Origin of the sequence: Streptomyces sp. NPDC006551 (assembly GCF_040611675.1) — a bacterium.
Taxonomy (GTDB): domain Bacteria; phylum Actinomycetota; class Actinomycetes; order Streptomycetales; family Streptomycetaceae; genus Streptomyces.
The window spans coordinates 1-16,254 of sequence record NZ_JBEXOT010000027.1 but is presented as its reverse complement, the minus strand read 5'-3'; the positions used below and the strand labels follow the sequence as shown (position 1 = coordinate 16,254).

The window sequence follows — 16,254 nt, the reverse complement described above, 5'->3', positions numbered from 1 at the left end:
CGGTGGCCCAGTGGAATCTGTCGGTCGACCTTCGAGGACGAGACCGCAACCTCGGTCAAACCCTGCGGAACAACGCCGCCCGCGCCCGCGACCTGGGCAGCGCGATCCGCGACGCCCAGGGCAACATTCGCGACTTCGGCCTCGCCGCGCGTACCGCCCGCAACCGCGTCCGCGGTCTGGCCGACGCCGCCACCGACGCGACAGGCAACCTTCGGCAGCTCGGCAACCGCGCCGACCGGGCCGCCCGACGGATGCGCCGCCTCGCCGACGAAATCCAGGAAGTCGAAGCACGCCTGGCCGCCCTCAATGGCGACGTCCGGATCGCCGTGCAGGTCGACGACCAGACCGGCGGTACCGCGCTCGCCCTGCGGCAGGTCCAGGACGCGGCCCAGGACACCGCCCGCGCACTGCGTACCCTTCGCGGGCGCGCCGCCGCGACGGCCGCCGCGTTCGACGACCTGCGCGCGCGGGCCCTGCTGGCCGCCGGGTCCCTGCGCAGCCTGAACACCGCCGCCCGTGGCGCGGACGGGCGCCTCGACACCCTCAACGGCCGGGCCCGCACACTGCACACGTCCGTCACCGAGCTGAACGGCGCGCTCGGCCGCACCGGCAGCCTGATGGGCGGCCTCCAGGGCCGGATCGGCACCGTCGGCAACGCGACCGGGAACGCGACGGTGCGGACCCGGCAGCTGATGGTGGCCGCGGTGGCGCTGGGGACCGCGCTCCTGCCGGTCGCCGCCGCCACCGCCCCCATCGCCGCCGGCCTGACCGCGGCCGGTGTGGCCGCCGGGGTGTTCGGTGTCGCGATCGCCGGGCAGATCAAGGCCCTCACCGACGCGGCGGAGGCGCAGAACAAGTACGACGAGGCTGTACGCGAGCATGGCCCCCATTCGGCCGAGGCGGCGAAGGCGGAGCTCGAGCAGGTCCGGATCCTGAAGGACATGCCGGCCGCGACGCGGGAGGCGGCGGCCGCCTATGAGGTTCTGACCGAGGACTACAAGGCGTTCTCCAACAGTCTGGCCGGCGACACGATGCCGGTCGCGACGAAGTCGATGGCGATCTTCTCCCGGCTCCTGGAGGACGCGACCCCGCTGGCCAAGGGTGCCTCCCGCGAGGTCAACCGGTTCATGACCATCGTGGGCGGCGGGCTCGCCAGCGAAGAGTTCGACGAGTTCATGAACGACTTCACCACCTTCGCGGTGGAGACACTTGCCCGCGCGAACTCCGGCATCGTCCGCCTGTCCCGGGGCCTGAACACCGGCGAGATCGGATCAGATCTGCGCGAGTTCATGGCCTACGCCCGCCAGAACGGGCCGCTGGTCGCCGACGCCCTGTCCAACCTGTTCTCGGCGCTGATGAAGATCGTGGCCGCTGCCTCCGACGTCGGAGTCAGCATGCTCACCGTCGTCAACGTGTTCGCCCAGCTCATCAACGCGATCCCCACCGACACGCTGGCCACGCTGCTGCAGGTCGCGGTCGCGTTCAAGGCGATCCAGCTCGCCGGCCTGGCCGTCGGCGTCGTCGCCCCCGTCATGGCCGCTCTCGCGACGAACACGAGCCGATTCGTCCGAGCCGCCAGGTTCGGCGGTGTCACCTCCGCCCTGGCCGGTGTCACCCAGCAGCTCACCGCGATGCAGCGTGCCTCCGTCGCGCTCGCTGTCCTCACCGTCGTCGTGATGGGCATCAGCCACCTCGCCGACGAATCCCGCGGTGCGCCCCCGGAGGTCGACAAGCTCACGACCAGCCTCAAGAACCTGGCCACGGCCGGGAAGTTCGCAGGCGAACTGCAGAAGACGTTCGGTGACGTCGACGGACTGGTCGGCAAGATCGGGAAGCTCGACAAGGCGTCGAAGGGGATCGACGACTACGTCAAGCGCACCTCCATCGGCATCGACGCCATCGACGATCTGAGGCGGAAGATCCGCGGGATCGGCGACGACCTCATCAACGGCGAGGATTCCTTCAACGCCCTGACGGACGACTTCAAGGGCCTCGACGAGGCGATGGCGCAGCTCGTCACCTCCGGGCACGCCGACGTCGCGGCCAAGGACTTCGACATGATCGCCGCCGCCGCGAAGAGGGAAGGCCGCAGCGTCGACGAGGTCCGAGCGCTGCTGCCCGGCTACCAGGCCGCTCTCGACGACGTGGCGGCCGAGCAGGAAATCACCGCCCGCTCCATGGGCGTTTTCGGCGCCCAGGCACAAGAGACCAAGCAGAAGCTCGACGCGCAGAAGGCGTCCGCGGACGGTCTGCGGGCCGCGATCCAGGCACTCAACGACGTCAACCGGGCCGCGCTCGGCGGAATGATCGGCTTCGAGCAGGCCATCGACGACGCCGCCGAGGCCGCGAAGAAGAACGCCGGCGCGCTCACCATGACCGGCGGGCAGCTCGACCTGAACTCGCAAAAGGCCCGCACGGCTGCCTCCGCGCTGCAGGAACTCGGCACGAAGACCGACGAGGCCGCCGCCGCCGCCCGGGAGTCCGGCGCGTCCTGGAAGACCGTCAACGGCATCTACGACCGCGGCCGCACCGCGCTGATCAACACCGCCATCGCGATGGGCCTGCAGCGCGGCCAGGCGATCCAGCTGGCTGAGTCCATCCTCAACATCCCCGACGAGCACACCACCCGGGTGGAGATGGACCGCGCCGACGCCCTCGCCGGGCTCGACGCCGTCATCGCGAAGATCCGCGCCACGCCCGGCGCGAAGTCGGTGACCGTCCGCGCGCTGACCAAGGAGGCCATGGCCCTCCTGAACACGCTCGGCTACACGACCAAGACCCTCCCGGACGGCCGGGTGGAGGTCGTAGCGAAGACCGGCACCGCGCTGACGAACATCGCCGCCGTCCAGCGCGCCCGCGACGCCCTCCAAGACCGCACCATCACCATCACCACCCGCGACGTCCGGATCACCGAGTCCATCCACAGGCAGCAGACCCAGCGCAACGTCGTCCCCTACGCCAACGGCGGCCTCGTCGCGCACGCCGCCGACGGTCTGTTCGTCCCCGGCTACGCCCCGCGCGTCGACACCGTCCCCGCAGTCCTCTCCCCAGGGGAGGGTGTCCTCGTTCCCGAGACCGTCCGCAAACTCGCGGCCGCCGCCGGCATGGGCGAGGCCCGCACCATCAAGGCCCTGAACTCCTGGGGCCGCTACGGCACCGCCATGCAGCTGAACACCAGCAGCGTCGGCCCGCAGCGCTTCGCAGACGGCGGCATCACCCGGCACGCAGGCGGCAGCATCGGCTCCTCGCCCCTCGCCGTACGCGACGCGATGGCCCGCTACAGCGTCGGCATGTCCAGCCTGGCACCCGCCCACCGCGGCTCCAGCGCCGGTAGCGGCGACACCTACCACTTCAACGTATCCGTCCTGCGCACGGACGCGCCGCTGGACGCCATGGCCGCCCAGGTCGGACGGCAAGTCCGCCGCGCCCGCAGGGGAGGGGTGGCCTCCCGTGGCTGACCTCACGCTCACCACCGGACAACTCGACCTCGGCGGCATCGTCATCGGCAAGAACACCGCCGTCCAGATCATCGACATCACCGGCCTCGGCCGGCCCCCGGTCCGCGACAACGACCACGCCCAGCCCAGCGCAGACGGCGCGTGGCCGGGCCCGGACTACTTCGCTTCCCGCCAGGTCCAGATCGACGCCGCCATCAAAACCCCCGGCGACCGGGCCGCCGCCCTCGACCTGCTCGCCGCACTCCAGCAGCCCTCCCACACCCCGGTCGTACGGCTCGCAGCAGGCACCACCCAGGCCCTGCGGATCTCCTGGCCCGGGCGGCCCGTGAAGCGGCTCGAAGGCCGCCTACGGCGCCTGGACGCCGAAGTCGGCCGAGCCATCCACGGCTACATCCCCCTCGACATCGAATGGGTCGCCACCGACCCCACCTGGTACGCCGACACCGAGACCACCACCGAACTGCCCCTCGGCTGGCTGACCGGCGGCGGTTTCACCGCGCCCGTCACCGCCCCGATCTACGTCCAGGACGGCACGGTCGCCGCCGACCGGCCCGGCTGGGTCACCAACAACGGTGACGCAGACGCCTGGCCCGTCATCCGCATCACCGGCCCCTGCACCCAGGCGACCATCACCCACGTCGAAACCGGCCGGGTCCTCGCCCTGCCCACCCTCAACCTCACCGCCGGCCAGTGGGTCGAGATCGACACCCGCCCCGGGCATCGCACCGTCACCCGCGAGAACGGCGGCAACGCCACCACCCTCCTCAGCCCCGCCTCCCGCATCGACCTGTTCTCCATCCCGCCCGGCCAGTCCGAGATGCGCTGGACCGCGTTCGACCACACCAACACCGCCCGCCTGCGCCTGACCTGGCGCGACGCCTACACAGCCCTCTGAGGAGACGCCACGATGGCCCTGATCCCGCAGCCGATCCTCGTCAACGGCGCCGAGCACTCCGCGCAAACGTTCCGTCTCCTCGTCAAAGACCTCTCGCGCGGCGCCGAAGGCATCACCGAGGGCCCCGACCTGAAGGTCACCCAACTCGGCACCCCCGGTGCAGCGGTCCAGGTCGCCTCCGGCACCGGCGTCATCCGTGGCCGGGTCAACGTTTTCCAGGGCTCCTACTCGTTCGCCAACCTCGCCGCGACCAGCGTCGACATCGCGGCCACCGGAGGCAGCCCCCGATCCGACCTGCTGATCGTCCGTATCGAGGACCCCGACTACGAAGGCACCCTCGACCCGGCCGTAGACCCGATCGTCTACTTCCAGGTCATCCCCAACGTCTCTCCCAGCGCCACGACGATCCCCGACGGCCGCACCGGGATCCCGCTGGCCCGGATCGACATCCCCGCCAACACCGCGACGATCACCGACGCCTACATCAAGGACGTCCGGAAGATCGCGAACGCCCGCCGCGACCGCAACCTGTACCCGCAGTCACCCACGTCCATCAGCAACGAAGTCGGCGGCACCACCCCCACCTACACCAACCTCACCACCGCCCCCGGCTGGCCCATCCCCGTCCCCACCTGGGCCTCCACCGCCAAGATAAAGATCGACACCGGGCAGATCCGCTACTCCTCCGGCAACTTCACCGGCGTCATGCGCGCCACCTTCGGCTCCTCCCTCACGGTGCAGAACATCCTCCTCGACGACAACCAAGGCGGCGGCATCCGCCGGGCCACCGTCACCATGGCCGACAACCTGACCATCCCCGACGCCTACCGCGGCACCACCCAGACCCTCCGCGTCCAAGTCGGCGGCGCCCCCGGCAACGCCGGCCTCGTCTCCGTCGACTCCGCCACCACCCTCATCGCGGACGTCGAGTTCTTCGAGGCACCCAGGTGACCCGACGGATCCTCACCCAGCACGCCCTGACGGGGCAGTGGCTCACCCATGCCCTCCCGCTGCAGGAACTCGCCTACGGCCCCGACCTGAACGGGCCCGGCTCCCTGACCGGCAGCCTCGCCCCCAAGCTCCTGTCGCAGAACACGACCCTCGTCGACCCCGGCACCACCCTCATCTACGTCGAAGAAGACGGCCGGATCACCTGGGGAGGGCTGGTCTGGGACGTGCGCACCGCAGGCCAGACCCTGACCCTCGAAGCGGCGTCCTGGTCCTCCTACCTCCACCACCGGCACGACCTGCACGGCCAACTCCAAGGCCGCGGCCCCTACACCGGGACCGACCGGTGCAAAGTCATCCGCGACATGTGGACCTACGCCCAGTCCGTCGCCGACGGCAACCTCGGCGTCCTCGTCGACCCCACCACCTCCACCTCCCTTGTGGGCACCACCACCGACCCGTACAAATTCGACGTCTGGGAAACCCCCAACCTGGGCGAACGCCTCGACGACCTCGTCTCCGGCGACGCCACCCCCGACTACACCTGCACCACCGAATGGAACCCGGCCAAGACAGGCGTCATCAAACGCCTCAGGCTCGGCTGGCCCCGCCTCGGCGCCCGCCGCACCGACATCTCCTTCACCACCGGCGTCAACATCATCGAAGACCCCGAAGTCCAACTCGCCGGAGACGACTACGCCCAGGTCGTCATCGCCACCGGAGCAGGCGACGGATCCGCCAAACGCCGCCAGACCTCCGCCGTACGCAACGGCCGGCTACGCCTGGAACACGCCCTGGACCTTCCCGACATCAAAGCCAACGATGTCCTCGCCGCCCGCGCCGCCGCCGAACGCTCCCAACGCGAACACCTCGGCACAGTCGAACAGATCACCCTCCGCAACACCCCCGCCGCCCCGTTCGGCTCATGGCAGGTCGGCGACGACGTCTACACCCGCGTCCACAACGCCTGGACCAGCTACACCGGCTGGTGCCGCATCACCGGCTGGACGATCCGCCCCGACGCCCCCGGCGGCCCGCAGGCCGTCATCAACCTCAAGCCCGCCAGCATCTACCAGTACGGAGGCATCTGACCATGGACGTCGGAGCCAAGCTCACCGAACTCGACCGCCGCCTGAAGGCCATCGAACGCGCCTCCCGCCTGTCCTCCGCCTCCCTGGACGACACCGCCCTCGAGGTCCGCGACACCACCGGATCCCTCCGCGCCCTCGTCGGGCAGCAGGCCGACGGCACCACCGCCGTCAACGTGGTCAACGGCCCCACCCCGCCCGCCCCGAGCCCGCCCTACGTCGCCTCCGTCCTCGGCGGCGTCGCCGCAGCCTGGGACGGCGCCTTCGCCGACGGCGCCGTCCTTCCCTTGGACTTCTCCCGCGTCGAAGTTCACGCCTCCAGCACCTCCGGTTTCACCCCGACCGCCGCCACCTTGCAGAACACGATCGAGACCCCACAGGGCGCGGTCGTCACCATCCCCACGGAAACACCCCTCTACGTCCGCCTGGTCACCCGCAACACCTCCGGGACCGCCTCCACCGCATCCGCCCAGAACGGCCCCATCGCCCCGGCCCTGATCGTCGCCGACGACGTTGCCGACGGCATCATCACCGGCAGCAAGCTCGCCGCCGACGCCATCGACGGCAAGATCATCACCGGCGCGACGGTCCAGACTGCGGCGGCGGGCCGCCGCATCCGTCTCGCCCCGGACGGCCGCATCTATCTCTACTCCGGCGCCACCACCGAGACTGCGCCCGCTGAAATCTGGGGTGATGTCCTGGACTTCGGCGGCGGCCAGTTCAGCGGCATGTTGAAGATCAAGGCACCCCGACACGCCGAATTCGAGCCGGCCGAGATCGACATGTACGTCGACGAGACCGGCCAGCAGCGGTGGGTCATCGGCCCCATCCTCGCCTACAACGACCCGGTCGACGGCCCCGGCACGATCGTCTCCGGCCCGGTATTCACCGACGGCCTTTCGTGCGACACCCTCTCCGTCGCGTCCACTACCTGGGACGCTTACACCCCCGTCGTCACCGGCGCCGGTACCCCGACGTACACCACCCGCACCGGCTGGTACCGGCAGATCGGCGACGAGGTGTACTTCTGCGCCTACATCGTCATCGGCGCCACGGCGGGCACGGGCAGCGCCCTCATCACCGTCACCGCGCCCACCTTGATCGACCGCACCACCCGCCAGATCGTCCCCGCCAACGGGGACGGCATGAGCGGAAACTCCGGCTCTCTCCAAGCCGTCGCGCTCCCTGGGACCGTCACGAACGTCTTCGACCGCATCCGCAACTCCACTGGCACGAACGTCACCGGCTCCGCCCTCGTCACCGGCGCCACCCTCACCATCCAGGGCTCCTACCGCCGAGCCGCGTAACCAGGGGGAACGAAACCTCCGACGATCCGTACGCTGATCACAGGGCGACCCTCCGCCCACGGCTCCATCCCCCGAGGGACCGCACCAGCAAGGTGCGCCGAAGTCCACCAGCTCTGGGCGCGGGGAAGATCTGGAGCACGGGCCATGCCCGACACCGACACGACCGAAGACTCGGCCGCCCTTCCTGTCCACGACGGCGACACGCCGCCCGAGGATCAGGTGAGCGGCATGGCCACAGACGACGACCTCGACGACCGTGGTGACGTCTGATGGCCCGCATGCCCGGCGCCCAGTGGCGCCCCGTCCCGAACTGCAAGAAGGGCGGCCAGCAGGAGGTCCGAGGCGTCGTCGTCCACATCATGGCCGGCACCCTCGCCGGGACTGACTCCTGGTTCCGCAACCCTGTCTCGCAGGCGTCCAGCCACTTCGGCACTGGTAAGAAGGGCGCCCTCTACCAGTGGGTCGACACCGCCGACCGCGCCTGGGCCCAGGCCGCCGGAAACACCTCCTGGCTGTCCACGGAGAACGAGGGCCGCGGCGGAGACTCCCTCACCAACGCCCAGCTCGACCGGAACGCCGAGATCCTCGCCTGGGCCCACAAGACGCACGGTGTGCCCCTGCAGGTCGCCACCAGCCCGAGCGGCCGCGGTCTCGGCTACCACGGCATGGGCGGCAAGGCGTGGGGCAACCACCCCTCCTGCCCCGGAACGAAGATCGTGGCCCAGCTCGACGAGATCGTGAAGCGCGCCGCCGCGATCGTCGGCAAGAAGCCCACCCCCGGCGCCGGCAGCGGGAATCCGTCCACCGGCGGAAGCACCGGCAGAACCCCGGCCCGCTACAAGGTCACCATCAACGGCCTGCAGTACGGCTACGGAGCCACAGGCACCCACGTCACCAAGGTGGGCCAGGCCCTGGTCAAGCGGGGCTTCGGCAAGCACTACAAGTCCGGCCCCGGCCCGACCTGGAGCGACGCCGACACCCGGAACTATGCGGACTTCCAGAAGTCTCTCGGTCTGAAGGGTGCGGACGCCGACGGCGTCCCCGGGGAATCGAGCCTCAAGAAGCTCCTCGGCACACTTCCGTCCAAGACTCCGGCCCCGCAGTACGAGCCGTTCCCCGGCGCCGCGTTCTTCAGCCCCGGCCGCCGCCACCCGATCATCACCGCGATGGGCCGCCGCCTTGTCGCCGAAGGCTGCTCCGCGTACGCGGTCGGACCCGGCGACCACTGGACCGAAGCCGATCGCCGCTCCTACCAGCGCTGGCAGAAGAAGCTCGGCTACACCGGCGCGGACGCCAACGGCATCCCCGGCAAGACCTCGTGGGACCGACTGCGCGTCCCCAAGCAGCTCTGACCCCGCACCACCCACCCCATCAAGGAGACCCCTCGTGAAAACCCCCCTGATCCTCGGCCGTGAACCGGCCGCCTGGCTGTCCCTGGTCGCAATCCTCGTCAAGCTCGCCGCCCTGTTCGGCTGGGACGCCTCCCCGGAGACCCAGGCCAACGTCAACGCCTTCGCCGCCGCCGCGATGGGCGTCCTCATCGCCCTCCTCGTCCACGACGGGCTCGGCGCGGCCATCATCGGCCTAGCGCAGGCCGGCCTCGCTGTCGCCCTCGGCTACGGCCTGGACTGGTCCTCGGAGAAGCAGGTCGCCGCCATGACCTTCGTGACGATCGTCGTCGGTATGTGGGACCGCACTCAGGTCACCGCGAAGGTGCCGCCCAAGCGCGCCCTGCCGACCGCCTGACTTCTGTCCCCACCTGCATGGACTGGACCCCGTGAATGGACCCGACCACCGTCACGCTGGTGGGAGCGCTCGTCGCTTTCTCCGGCGTGCTGGCGACCGCCGTGGTGGCGTACGTGGGCAAGCGCGGGGAGCTGTCTCTCAGCAGCCTGAGCACGCTGACCGACGAGCTCCAGGAGGAGCGCAGCAGCCTGAAGGAGGAGCGAACGCTCCTCAAGGGGGAGCTCGTCGAGAAGACCGCCGCGCTCGTCGCAAAGGACGCGGCCCTGGCCGAAGCCTCAGCTGGCCGGGCCGCCGCCGAGGCGGAGATCGCCCGCCTGCGCCTGATCATCACTCAACTCGGAGGAGATCCCGGATGAGCCGCACCGAGCGGTTCCTGGCCGCCCGCTGGCGCGGCCTCGCCACCCTGTGCGCGCTCGTTGCCCTCTTCGGGATCGCATCCATCCTGTGGGCCCGCATGGATGCCCGCGATCGGGCCTACAACGAGCTTGCCACCGAGGCGGACCTGCGCGGCAACGCCGTCACCACCCTCGCCACGGACGTTCGCAAGCTCCGCTCCCAACTCGAGTCCGAGGGCAAGACTCCGGTCGCGCCGGACCCGACCGCCGCGGTCGATGACCTCCCTGACCGAGCGGCCGTGCCCGTCCCGATCCCCGGGGCGAAGGGCGAGAAGGGAGACAAGGGCGATCCGGGAGAGCCCGCCCCGACACCGTCCCCCGGCGCCAGTGGACTTCCCGGAGTCGATGGCAAGCCAGGCCGTGACGGCGTCGATGGTGTCGACGGCAAGGACGGATCCCCGGGCCAGAACGGGAAGGACGGCCGCGACGGCACCAACGGCGTGGACGGCAAGGACGGCCAGCCCCCGGCCGGTTGGACGTGGACCGACCCCCAGGGCGTCACCTACAGCTGCGTCCCCGTCGACAACTTCGACCCGGCCGCGCCCCGCTACACCTGCACCTACACGTCATCCCCGGACCCGGACCCCGACCCGGCGCCGCCCGGCCAGCAACGCCAATCCGTCCTGACCGTCCTCGGCCTCGCCCCCGACCGCCGCCGCTACTGAGCAGGAGCACCCTCGTGCCGTTCCCGCCTGACCTCCCCACCACCCTGGTCACGTACACCGCCGCCAGCCCCGCCGGCGGCGGCCCCGCCCAGGGAACAGTCGAGTTCGCTCCCGTCGCGCCCGTCATCAACCTGCCCGACCACGGCGTCGCGTTCACCGGCCGCGGCACCTACCAGTTCGACGCCCAGGGCCGCCTCGTCGACGGCGACCAGGTCGGCGTGCGCCTGCTGCCGTGCGACATCCCCGGCGCGAACCCGGCGGAATGGGTGTGGCTGGTCACCGTGAACATCGTCGGCGCCGGACCCCGCCGCTTCTACATGAGCCTGTCCGTCACGCAGACCGAGGTCGACATGGCCACCCTCGACCAGGCAGACCCCTCCCGCTCCCACTACGTCGTCGTCCCCGGCCCCCGCGGCGAGCAAGGACTCCAGGGCGCGCCCGGACTGGTCGGCCCGCAGCCGCCCCTCGGCGCCGCCGGTACCGGGCCGAACGTCGCGCTCGCGTCCGACGACCCGTCGACCACCGATGCCCGCACCCCGCTCCCGCACGCCGACAGTCACGCCTTGGGCGGGTCCGACCCGCTCACCCCGGCCGCGATCGGCGCGGAGACCCCGGCCGACGCGCAGGCGAAGGCGGACGCCGCGAAGGAAGCAGCCGACGCCACGGCGGCCGCCCGGTACCTGCCCCTCACCACCTGGCGCCGCCGCGACCTCCCCGACCCCGTCACCACCGACGCCCTGCACACGGGGACCGCGCCCTCCATCTCCACCGCGCAGACCACCACGCCCACGACCGGGTACATCAAGTACGCCCCGGCCGGAGTCGCCCTGACCGGCTCGGACGTCACCGGACCCTTCCGGTACGCGGGCGCCGGCGGCTTCCAGACCGGCGCCTCCGGAGCCGACGTCAACTACGTGAAGCCCACGAGCCGCTACCCGAACACGTACGCCTCCGGGCAGTCCGTGTGGTCCGTGGAGTTCGGCACCGACGCCGCCGTCTTCCAGCTGCGTTTCCAGCACCAGAGCGCCGCGATGTACCGGCTCACGATCGACGGCCGCCGCGTCACCGATCTCATGCAGCCCGTCGGCGGCACCACCGCAGGCTCCGGCCACATGATGACCATCGACCTCGGCTCCGCCGCCCCGCGCCGTATCCGCCTCGACTTCGCCACCGTCCCCTTCGGCGGGATCTACCTGCCGCCCACGGCCACCATGTGGCAGGTCCCCCTCGAAGGCGGCCGTCTCATGGCGCTGGGCGACTCCATCACGGACGGCTCCGCGCAAAACACCGGCGGGGGAGCGGGCACCTGGTTCGCCCGCACCGCGCGTCTCCTCGGCTCCACCGACGCCTGGGAACAGGGCCGCGGCGGCACCGGGTACATCACCGCAGGCAGCTACGCCACGTTCGCCAACCGGCTCGACACCGACGTCATCGCCTGGAACCCGGACCGGCTCATCATCTGGGGCGGCTACAACGACAGCGCCGGATCCCAGGACGCCATCGCCACGGCCGCGGGCGCGCTGTTCGACGCGATCCGTACGGGCCTGCCGGGCTGCGACGTCCTCGTCATCGGCTGCTGGGCACCGACCGGTTCCCCGGGAGCGGGTGTCGTGAACACCGACACGACCCTGCGGACTGCGGCCGCCAACGCCGGCTACCGGTTCGTCTCCCCGGTCACCGGCTCCCTGTACGACACCGCGGGGACACTCGTCGCCACCCACGGGCCGTGGATCACCACGGCCAACGCCGCGTCGTACGTGGGGGCTGATGGCGTGCACCCGAACGACGCTGGCCACCTGTACCTGTCGCGGCGGATCGCCGCCTCCTACCGGGAGTTGATACCCGCGTGAGCGGGGGAGGGGCCACCCCCTCCGTGTCCTATAAAAGTTCACCAAAAATAAGGGGATCAAGCAGCTCACACCGCTGCGCACTCGTTCCGGCGAACCCGCCCCGACATAGCACCAAGCGCGGGATCCCCCGCGCCTTCGGGCCGCTATGGTGCCGCCATGGCACGGGACCTCAGCAGGGGCGGCCGCCGTACAGGCCGGCGCAGTCGAAAGCCGTACGCGTGGGAGCGCGGCCTGGTCCCCTCGTCGATCCCCGCTGGTGAGCAGACGCGGCACTGCAAGGCGTGCCGAGCGGAGGCCCTGGCGAAGGAGCTGAAGTACGGGTACTGCGGCAACTGCTGGTCACCCGCCGAACCGGCGGACTAGGGTCACTCGGCTCATGTTCGTCCGAGGCAGTGCCCGCAGGGCTCCCTCCCGCATACTTCAGGGATGAAGGAGCCCGATGCCTCCCAGCCGTCTGATGACCTGCCCGCGAGCAACTGGAAGCGCCCCCTGCCGGCGCCTCATCCCCCGCTGCGCTTCTCGCCAGGGTCGATCCTTGCTTCTGCCATAGCCCGAAGGCAGCGGGAAGTTGCGGCGGTTAGCAGGCAAGCCTCTGAGCTGTTCTCCGCACACTTGGAGAGAGACGCTGCTTTCCGCAAGTTGCTCGCCAAGATGGCGGAGCAAAATCTGCGTTCTCGCCTCCAGGTCATGGGAAAGGTCTGGTCTGACGTCGCAGAGGGTTTTCGGGCTCCCAACTGGCCGCCGGACGCCGATGTCTATGAGTTGATCAGCATCATGGAAGGGGGAATTCCTCTGGTATGGATCCCGCCGGCGCAGGTGATTGATGACCTGGTTTCAGCAGATGCGGAGACACGGTCCGAAGTCCTCGTGGCCAGTCGAGACGCAGTCCTCAGGTCGTGTCGAGACCGGCTGGGGGAAGTGGCGGGTCCGAACCTGGCGCACTGCGTGAAGCTGCTCGTCGAGTCTGTTGATGTGGCTGAGCATGGTTCGTGGGGCGCTGCCCAGGCGCTGGCCGCCTCAGTCTGGGACACGCTGATACGAGGTTTGGCGCGGAATTCGGTTGAGTTGCAGAAGCCGAGTCGCAGGGGCCCCCGTTTCGAGTATCCGCACTTTCGCGATCAATTGCCGCGCTTCTCGGATGACACACTCCTATCTCGCGTACGTTCAGTCTGCGTCCTGGAACCCATTCACTCCGCTCTGACGGCTTTTCACGGCGGTGTGGTTCCGGAGGTGTACTCACGGCACGCCACAGCGCATGCCACCTCCCCTCGTCAGTACACGGTGGCGAACAGCCTCATCGCGATGATGCTCGCGGTGAGCTTGATCCGTGAGATCGAAGAGACTGGGTGGGCGTGCACGATCGAGGACGACGAGTCGCCCGACAGCGACGAACCTGCCCTCTGAGCGTTCACCAGCGAGATCGACCTTCCTGCTTAGGATCGTTCTGGGGGAAGCGCATAACGTGTGCTAAGAGTCGAGGATGCCCGCGTTCGGCTCCCGTAGGCTCGTCAGCATGAGCCAGGCCGTGCGCATCTGCTGTCACCCCATCCAGAGCGTGGACCACGATCCGACGACGCTGCGCCTGTACTGCCGGGCGTGCACTGGTGCGTTGAGCGCCCCGCTGCGGCATCCCATGACGTACAGGCAGTTCCCCAAGTGGTTGGGGGATGTGCTGGCGTCCCTGCCGGATGACGAGTCCGGCGCCCAAGTCGATCGGATCTTCGGCGCCATGAACGCGAACCTCTCGCGTGCCGCCAGTGGGACCCTTCGGTGATCACCCTCGTATAATTTCCCTTATACGAGGCTGCTTGCCGGAGCAGCCCAGAGAGGGGAGACCCCGCTGTGACTACCCTGCCCCCGCGCGTCGACTGGCACGGCAACGAACGACCGGCATCTGCGATGGAGACTAGCCGGGCCGAAGGAACCGCAGCGCGCATTCGCCGTGAGGTGGCCGAGATCCGCACTGCCGCCGAACAGCTCGCAGGCGGCGGCCCGTTCGAGACGGCCGTCTCCGAGTTCCTTGCAGTCCAGGCCACCATGCTCGAACGCGCCGGAGGTACCGCGCAGCGCGCCGACTCCATGCGCCGGGAGGAGGACACCCTCGACGAGCCCGACACCTTCCCCAGCCCCGCTCGCAGCGCCCTCCTCATTGCCCGCGCGCACCTCGGCAAGAAGTGACGCATGAGCGACGAAGTTGAGGTGGTCGACGCCGAGCTGGTGGACGACGACCACCTGCCCGCCGTCATCGGTCTGGCCCCGGCTGCCCGGCCGGTGGTAGACCGGCACACCATCCTCATGCCGGGCGAGACCCTGCCCACGGCGGACGACCAGCCCCGCTACACCGAGCGGGACCTGTACGTCTCGGAGGAGACCGCCGAGCGGCTGAAGAACCATGCCCAGCCGAAGAACACCAACCGCAACTACCGGTCCCAGCGCGGGATCTTCGAGCGCTGGTGCGAGGACATGGGCCGCGTCGCCCGGCCGTGCACGACCGCGACCTTCATCGAGTACGTCGCCTCGATGATCGCCCGGGACGCCTCGCCGAACACGATCTCCGCGCACATGTCGGCGATCCGTACCTGGATGCCCGACGACAAGAAGCCCGGCACGGCGGTCGCGCGCGGCATGCTGAACGAGCACCGGAAGGACTGGGGGAAGCGCAAGGGCGTCCGCAAGGCGCCGGCCATCACCGATGACATGCTCCGGGCCATGGTGGAGACCTGCGACCTGCGGCACCCCATCGGCATCCGCGACCGGTGTGCCCTTCTCCTGGGCCGCGGCGCGCTGAACCGGCGGATCGAACTCGCGGACCTGGCCGTGCCGGAGGTCCTGGTCGATGACGACTTTGTGACTCTTCTGATCGCGTACTCCAAGACGGACCAGGCGGGTGTGGGCGTGCACACCGACATCCCGGCCGAGCCGGGCGACCCGCTGATGTGCCCGGTGAGGGCGACGCGGGACTGGCTGAACATGCTGCACCGGCTCGGCGTACGGGAGGGGGCGTTCTTCCGCGCGCTCACGGTCGCCGGCACGCTGCAGTCCCGGGCCACCGCGACCGAGCGCGGCGACTTCGTGACCGGCGACGCCGTCAACGACTGGGTGCGGGGCCGTGCGCACAAGGCAGGGCTAGAGAACTGGCAGAGCATCACCGGTCACGGTCTGCGTCGTGGCGGGGCGCAGGCCATCGCGGACGCCGGGGGCGATCCGACGGACCAGGGCCGGTGGAAGCCGGGCTCGGCCGTGGTGAAGCGGGAGTACTTGGACCGTGCCCGGTCACGGGCGGAGAATCCGTGGCTGCAGGTACAGGCGAAGCGGCGCGAAGAGACCAGGGGGAGTGGGCAGTGACGAGAAACCCTATGGCGAGGGAGCTCGCAGAGAACTGGGAGGAAGTCGGCCCGGTCCTGGAGGCGATGCTGGCCGCCGCGCGCGAGGGCTTGGCCCGCTCCGAGTGGAAGATCGGGGATCCGGACGAGAAGTTGCTGCTGCCGATCATCGGGGCGTTGACCGTCTACTTCGGACGCGAGCTGGGCGTGGCCGACATGCCGCCGACGGAAGAGATGCTGCGGTCCCGGGTGGCGCGGGAGCTGCGCGACGTCGCGGCCCGGCACCCGGCCGGGAGCGCGCGGCGGGCGGCGTTCCTGGAGGCTGCTGGAATCACAGAGCAGGGCAGCGGGTGAGCACCCGCGTGTACAGCGCTCCGTCGGTTCGGCAGCTCGCCGCGGTGGTGGAGCGGATCGCGCCGCGGGACCGGGCGTTGTGGGAACGGCGGGAGCCGGCCCCGGCGGCGGGTGGGCTGCTTCTGCCGGTGTCGGGGGCGCGGGCGGACCAGCTGTGGATGGTGGTGGGGATGCTCGACCGTGCGGTCGGGCGCAAGGAGATGCCTGACCGGGCCGCTCGTACGG

18 protein-coding genes are annotated in these 16,254 nt (G+C 70.2%); all 18 read left to right on the top strand.

What is annotated here, in order from left to right:
- Positions 1 to 2: 2 nt before the first annotated feature.
- A complete protein-coding gene (locus ABZY12_RS22560; protein ID WP_356893024.1) occupies positions 3 to 3,458 on the top strand; it encodes a hypothetical protein in 3,456 nt (1,151 codons plus the stop codon).
- The gene (locus tag ABZY12_RS22555; protein WP_356893022.1) at positions 3,451 to 4,353 is read left to right on the top strand and encodes a hypothetical protein; all 903 of its coding nucleotides are present in this window, start codon (positions 3,451 to 3,453) and stop codon (positions 4,351 to 4,353) included. The genes ABZY12_RS22560 and ABZY12_RS22555 overlap by 8 nt, the downstream gene beginning before the upstream one ends.
- Before the next feature lie 12 nt (positions 4,354 to 4,365).
- On the top strand, positions 4,366 to 5,304 hold the full coding sequence (locus ABZY12_RS22550; protein WP_356893020.1) for a hypothetical protein: 939 nt from the start codon (positions 4,366 to 4,368) through the stop codon (positions 5,302 to 5,304).
- Complete coding sequence (locus ABZY12_RS22545; protein WP_356893018.1) at positions 5,301 to 6,392, top strand: hypothetical protein; 1,092 nt, start codon at positions 5,301 to 5,303, stop codon at positions 6,390 to 6,392. The genes ABZY12_RS22550 and ABZY12_RS22545 overlap by 4 nt, the downstream gene beginning before the upstream one ends.
- A 2-nt stretch (positions 6,393 to 6,394) precedes the next feature.
- A complete protein-coding gene (locus ABZY12_RS22540; RefSeq protein WP_356893016.1) occupies positions 6,395 to 7,696 on the top strand; it encodes a hypothetical protein in 1,302 nt (433 codons plus the stop codon).
- A gap of 144 nt (positions 7,697 to 7,840) precedes the next feature.
- On the top strand, positions 7,841 to 7,966 hold the full coding sequence (locus ABZY12_RS22535; protein ID WP_356893014.1) for a hypothetical protein: 126 nt from the start codon (positions 7,841 to 7,843) through the stop codon (positions 7,964 to 7,966).
- Positions 7,966 to 9,048, top strand: a complete 1,083-nt coding sequence (locus ABZY12_RS22530; protein ID WP_356893012.1) for a peptidoglycan-binding protein — start codon at positions 7,966 to 7,968, stop codon at positions 9,046 to 9,048. Before ABZY12_RS22535 ends, ABZY12_RS22530 begins: the two co-directional genes overlap by 1 nt.
- 34 nt (positions 9,049 to 9,082) lie before the next feature.
- The gene (locus tag ABZY12_RS22525) at positions 9,083 to 9,442 is read left to right on the top strand and encodes a hypothetical protein (protein ID WP_356893010.1); all 360 of its coding nucleotides are present in this window, start codon (positions 9,083 to 9,085) and stop codon (positions 9,440 to 9,442) included.
- A gap of 35 nt (positions 9,443 to 9,477) precedes the next feature.
- Entirely contained in the window at positions 9,478 to 9,798 is a 321-nt protein-coding gene (locus ABZY12_RS22520) for a hypothetical protein (RefSeq protein WP_356893008.1), read from the top strand.
- Positions 9,795 to 10,502 carry a collagen-like protein gene (locus tag ABZY12_RS22515; protein WP_356893006.1) on the top strand — a complete coding sequence of 236 codons (708 nt, stop codon included), beginning with the start codon at positions 9,795 to 9,797 and terminating at the stop codon, positions 10,500 to 10,502. The genes ABZY12_RS22520 and ABZY12_RS22515 overlap by 4 nt, the downstream gene beginning before the upstream one ends.
- Positions 10,503 to 10,516: 14 nt before the next feature.
- The gene (locus ABZY12_RS22510) at positions 10,517 to 12,352 is read left to right on the top strand and encodes an SGNH/GDSL hydrolase family protein (RefSeq protein ID WP_356893004.1); all 1,836 of its coding nucleotides are present in this window, start codon (positions 10,517 to 10,519) and stop codon (positions 12,350 to 12,352) included.
- A 156-nt stretch (positions 12,353 to 12,508) separates the two neighbouring features.
- Positions 12,509 to 12,715 (top strand): hypothetical protein, encoded by a 207-nt coding sequence (locus ABZY12_RS22505; protein WP_356893002.1) that lies wholly within the window; start codon positions 12,509 to 12,511, stop codon positions 12,713 to 12,715.
- Between the two features lie 63 nt (positions 12,716 to 12,778).
- Positions 12,779 to 13,756 carry a hypothetical protein gene (locus ABZY12_RS22500; RefSeq protein ID WP_356893000.1) on the top strand — a complete coding sequence of 326 codons (978 nt, stop codon included), beginning with the start codon at positions 12,779 to 12,781 and terminating at the stop codon, positions 13,754 to 13,756.
- Positions 13,757 to 13,865: 109 nt separating this feature from the next.
- Positions 13,866 to 14,126 carry a hypothetical protein gene (locus ABZY12_RS22495; protein WP_356892998.1) on the top strand — a complete coding sequence of 87 codons (261 nt, stop codon included), beginning with the start codon at positions 13,866 to 13,868 and terminating at the stop codon, positions 14,124 to 14,126.
- A 173-nt stretch (positions 14,127 to 14,299) separates the two neighbouring features.
- Positions 14,300 to 14,530 carry a hypothetical protein gene (locus ABZY12_RS22490; protein ID WP_356892996.1) on the top strand — a complete coding sequence of 77 codons (231 nt, stop codon included), beginning with the start codon at positions 14,300 to 14,302 and terminating at the stop codon, positions 14,528 to 14,530.
- 3 nt (positions 14,531 to 14,533) lie between these two features.
- Positions 14,534 to 15,697, top strand: coding sequence for an integrase (locus ABZY12_RS22485; RefSeq protein ID WP_356892994.1), 1,164 nt, complete (start codon positions 14,534 to 14,536; stop codon positions 15,695 to 15,697).
- A complete protein-coding gene (locus tag ABZY12_RS22480) occupies positions 15,694 to 16,029 on the top strand; it encodes a hypothetical protein (protein ID WP_356892992.1) in 336 nt (111 codons plus the stop codon). The genes ABZY12_RS22485 and ABZY12_RS22480 overlap by 4 nt, the downstream gene beginning before the upstream one ends.
- On the top strand, positions 16,026 to 16,254 hold a 229-nt coding region (locus ABZY12_RS22475), incomplete at its 3' end, for a hypothetical protein (protein WP_356892990.1). The genes ABZY12_RS22480 and ABZY12_RS22475, both read left to right, overlap by 4 nt.

Excerpts from the sequence above, each read along its gene's own strand:
- ABZY12_RS22535 (WP_356893014.1), top strand. The coding sequence starts at position 7,841 with ATGCCCGACACCGACACGACCGAAGACTCGGCCGCCCTTCCTGTCCAC.
- ABZY12_RS22520 (WP_356893008.1), top strand. The coding sequence starts at position 9,478 with ATGGACCCGACCACCGTCACGCTGGTGGGAGCGCTCGTCGCTTTCTCC.
- ABZY12_RS22495 (WP_356892998.1), top strand. The coding sequence starts at position 13,866 with ATGAGCCAGGCCGTGCGCATCTGCTGTCACCCCATCCAGAGCGTGGAC.
- ABZY12_RS22550 (WP_356893020.1), top strand. The coding sequence starts at position 4,366 with ATGGCCCTGATCCCGCAGCCGATCCTCGTCAACGGCGCCGAGCACTCC.
- ABZY12_RS22505 (WP_356893002.1), top strand. The coding sequence starts at position 12,509 with ATGGCACGGGACCTCAGCAGGGGCGGCCGCCGTACAGGCCGGCGCAGT.
- ABZY12_RS22530 (WP_356893012.1), top strand. The coding sequence starts at position 7,966 with ATGGCCCGCATGCCCGGCGCCCAGTGGCGCCCCGTCCCGAACTGCAAG.
- ABZY12_RS22485 (WP_356892994.1), top strand. The coding sequence starts at position 14,534 with ATGAGCGACGAAGTTGAGGTGGTCGACGCCGAGCTGGTGGACGACGAC.
- ABZY12_RS22540 (WP_356893016.1), top strand. The coding sequence starts at position 6,395 with ATGGACGTCGGAGCCAAGCTCACCGAACTCGACCGCCGCCTGAAGGCC.
- ABZY12_RS22515 (WP_356893006.1), top strand. The coding sequence starts at position 9,795 with ATGAGCCGCACCGAGCGGTTCCTGGCCGCCCGCTGGCGCGGCCTCGCC.
- ABZY12_RS22500 (WP_356893000.1), top strand. The coding sequence starts at position 12,779 with ATGAAGGAGCCCGATGCCTCCCAGCCGTCTGATGACCTGCCCGCGAGC.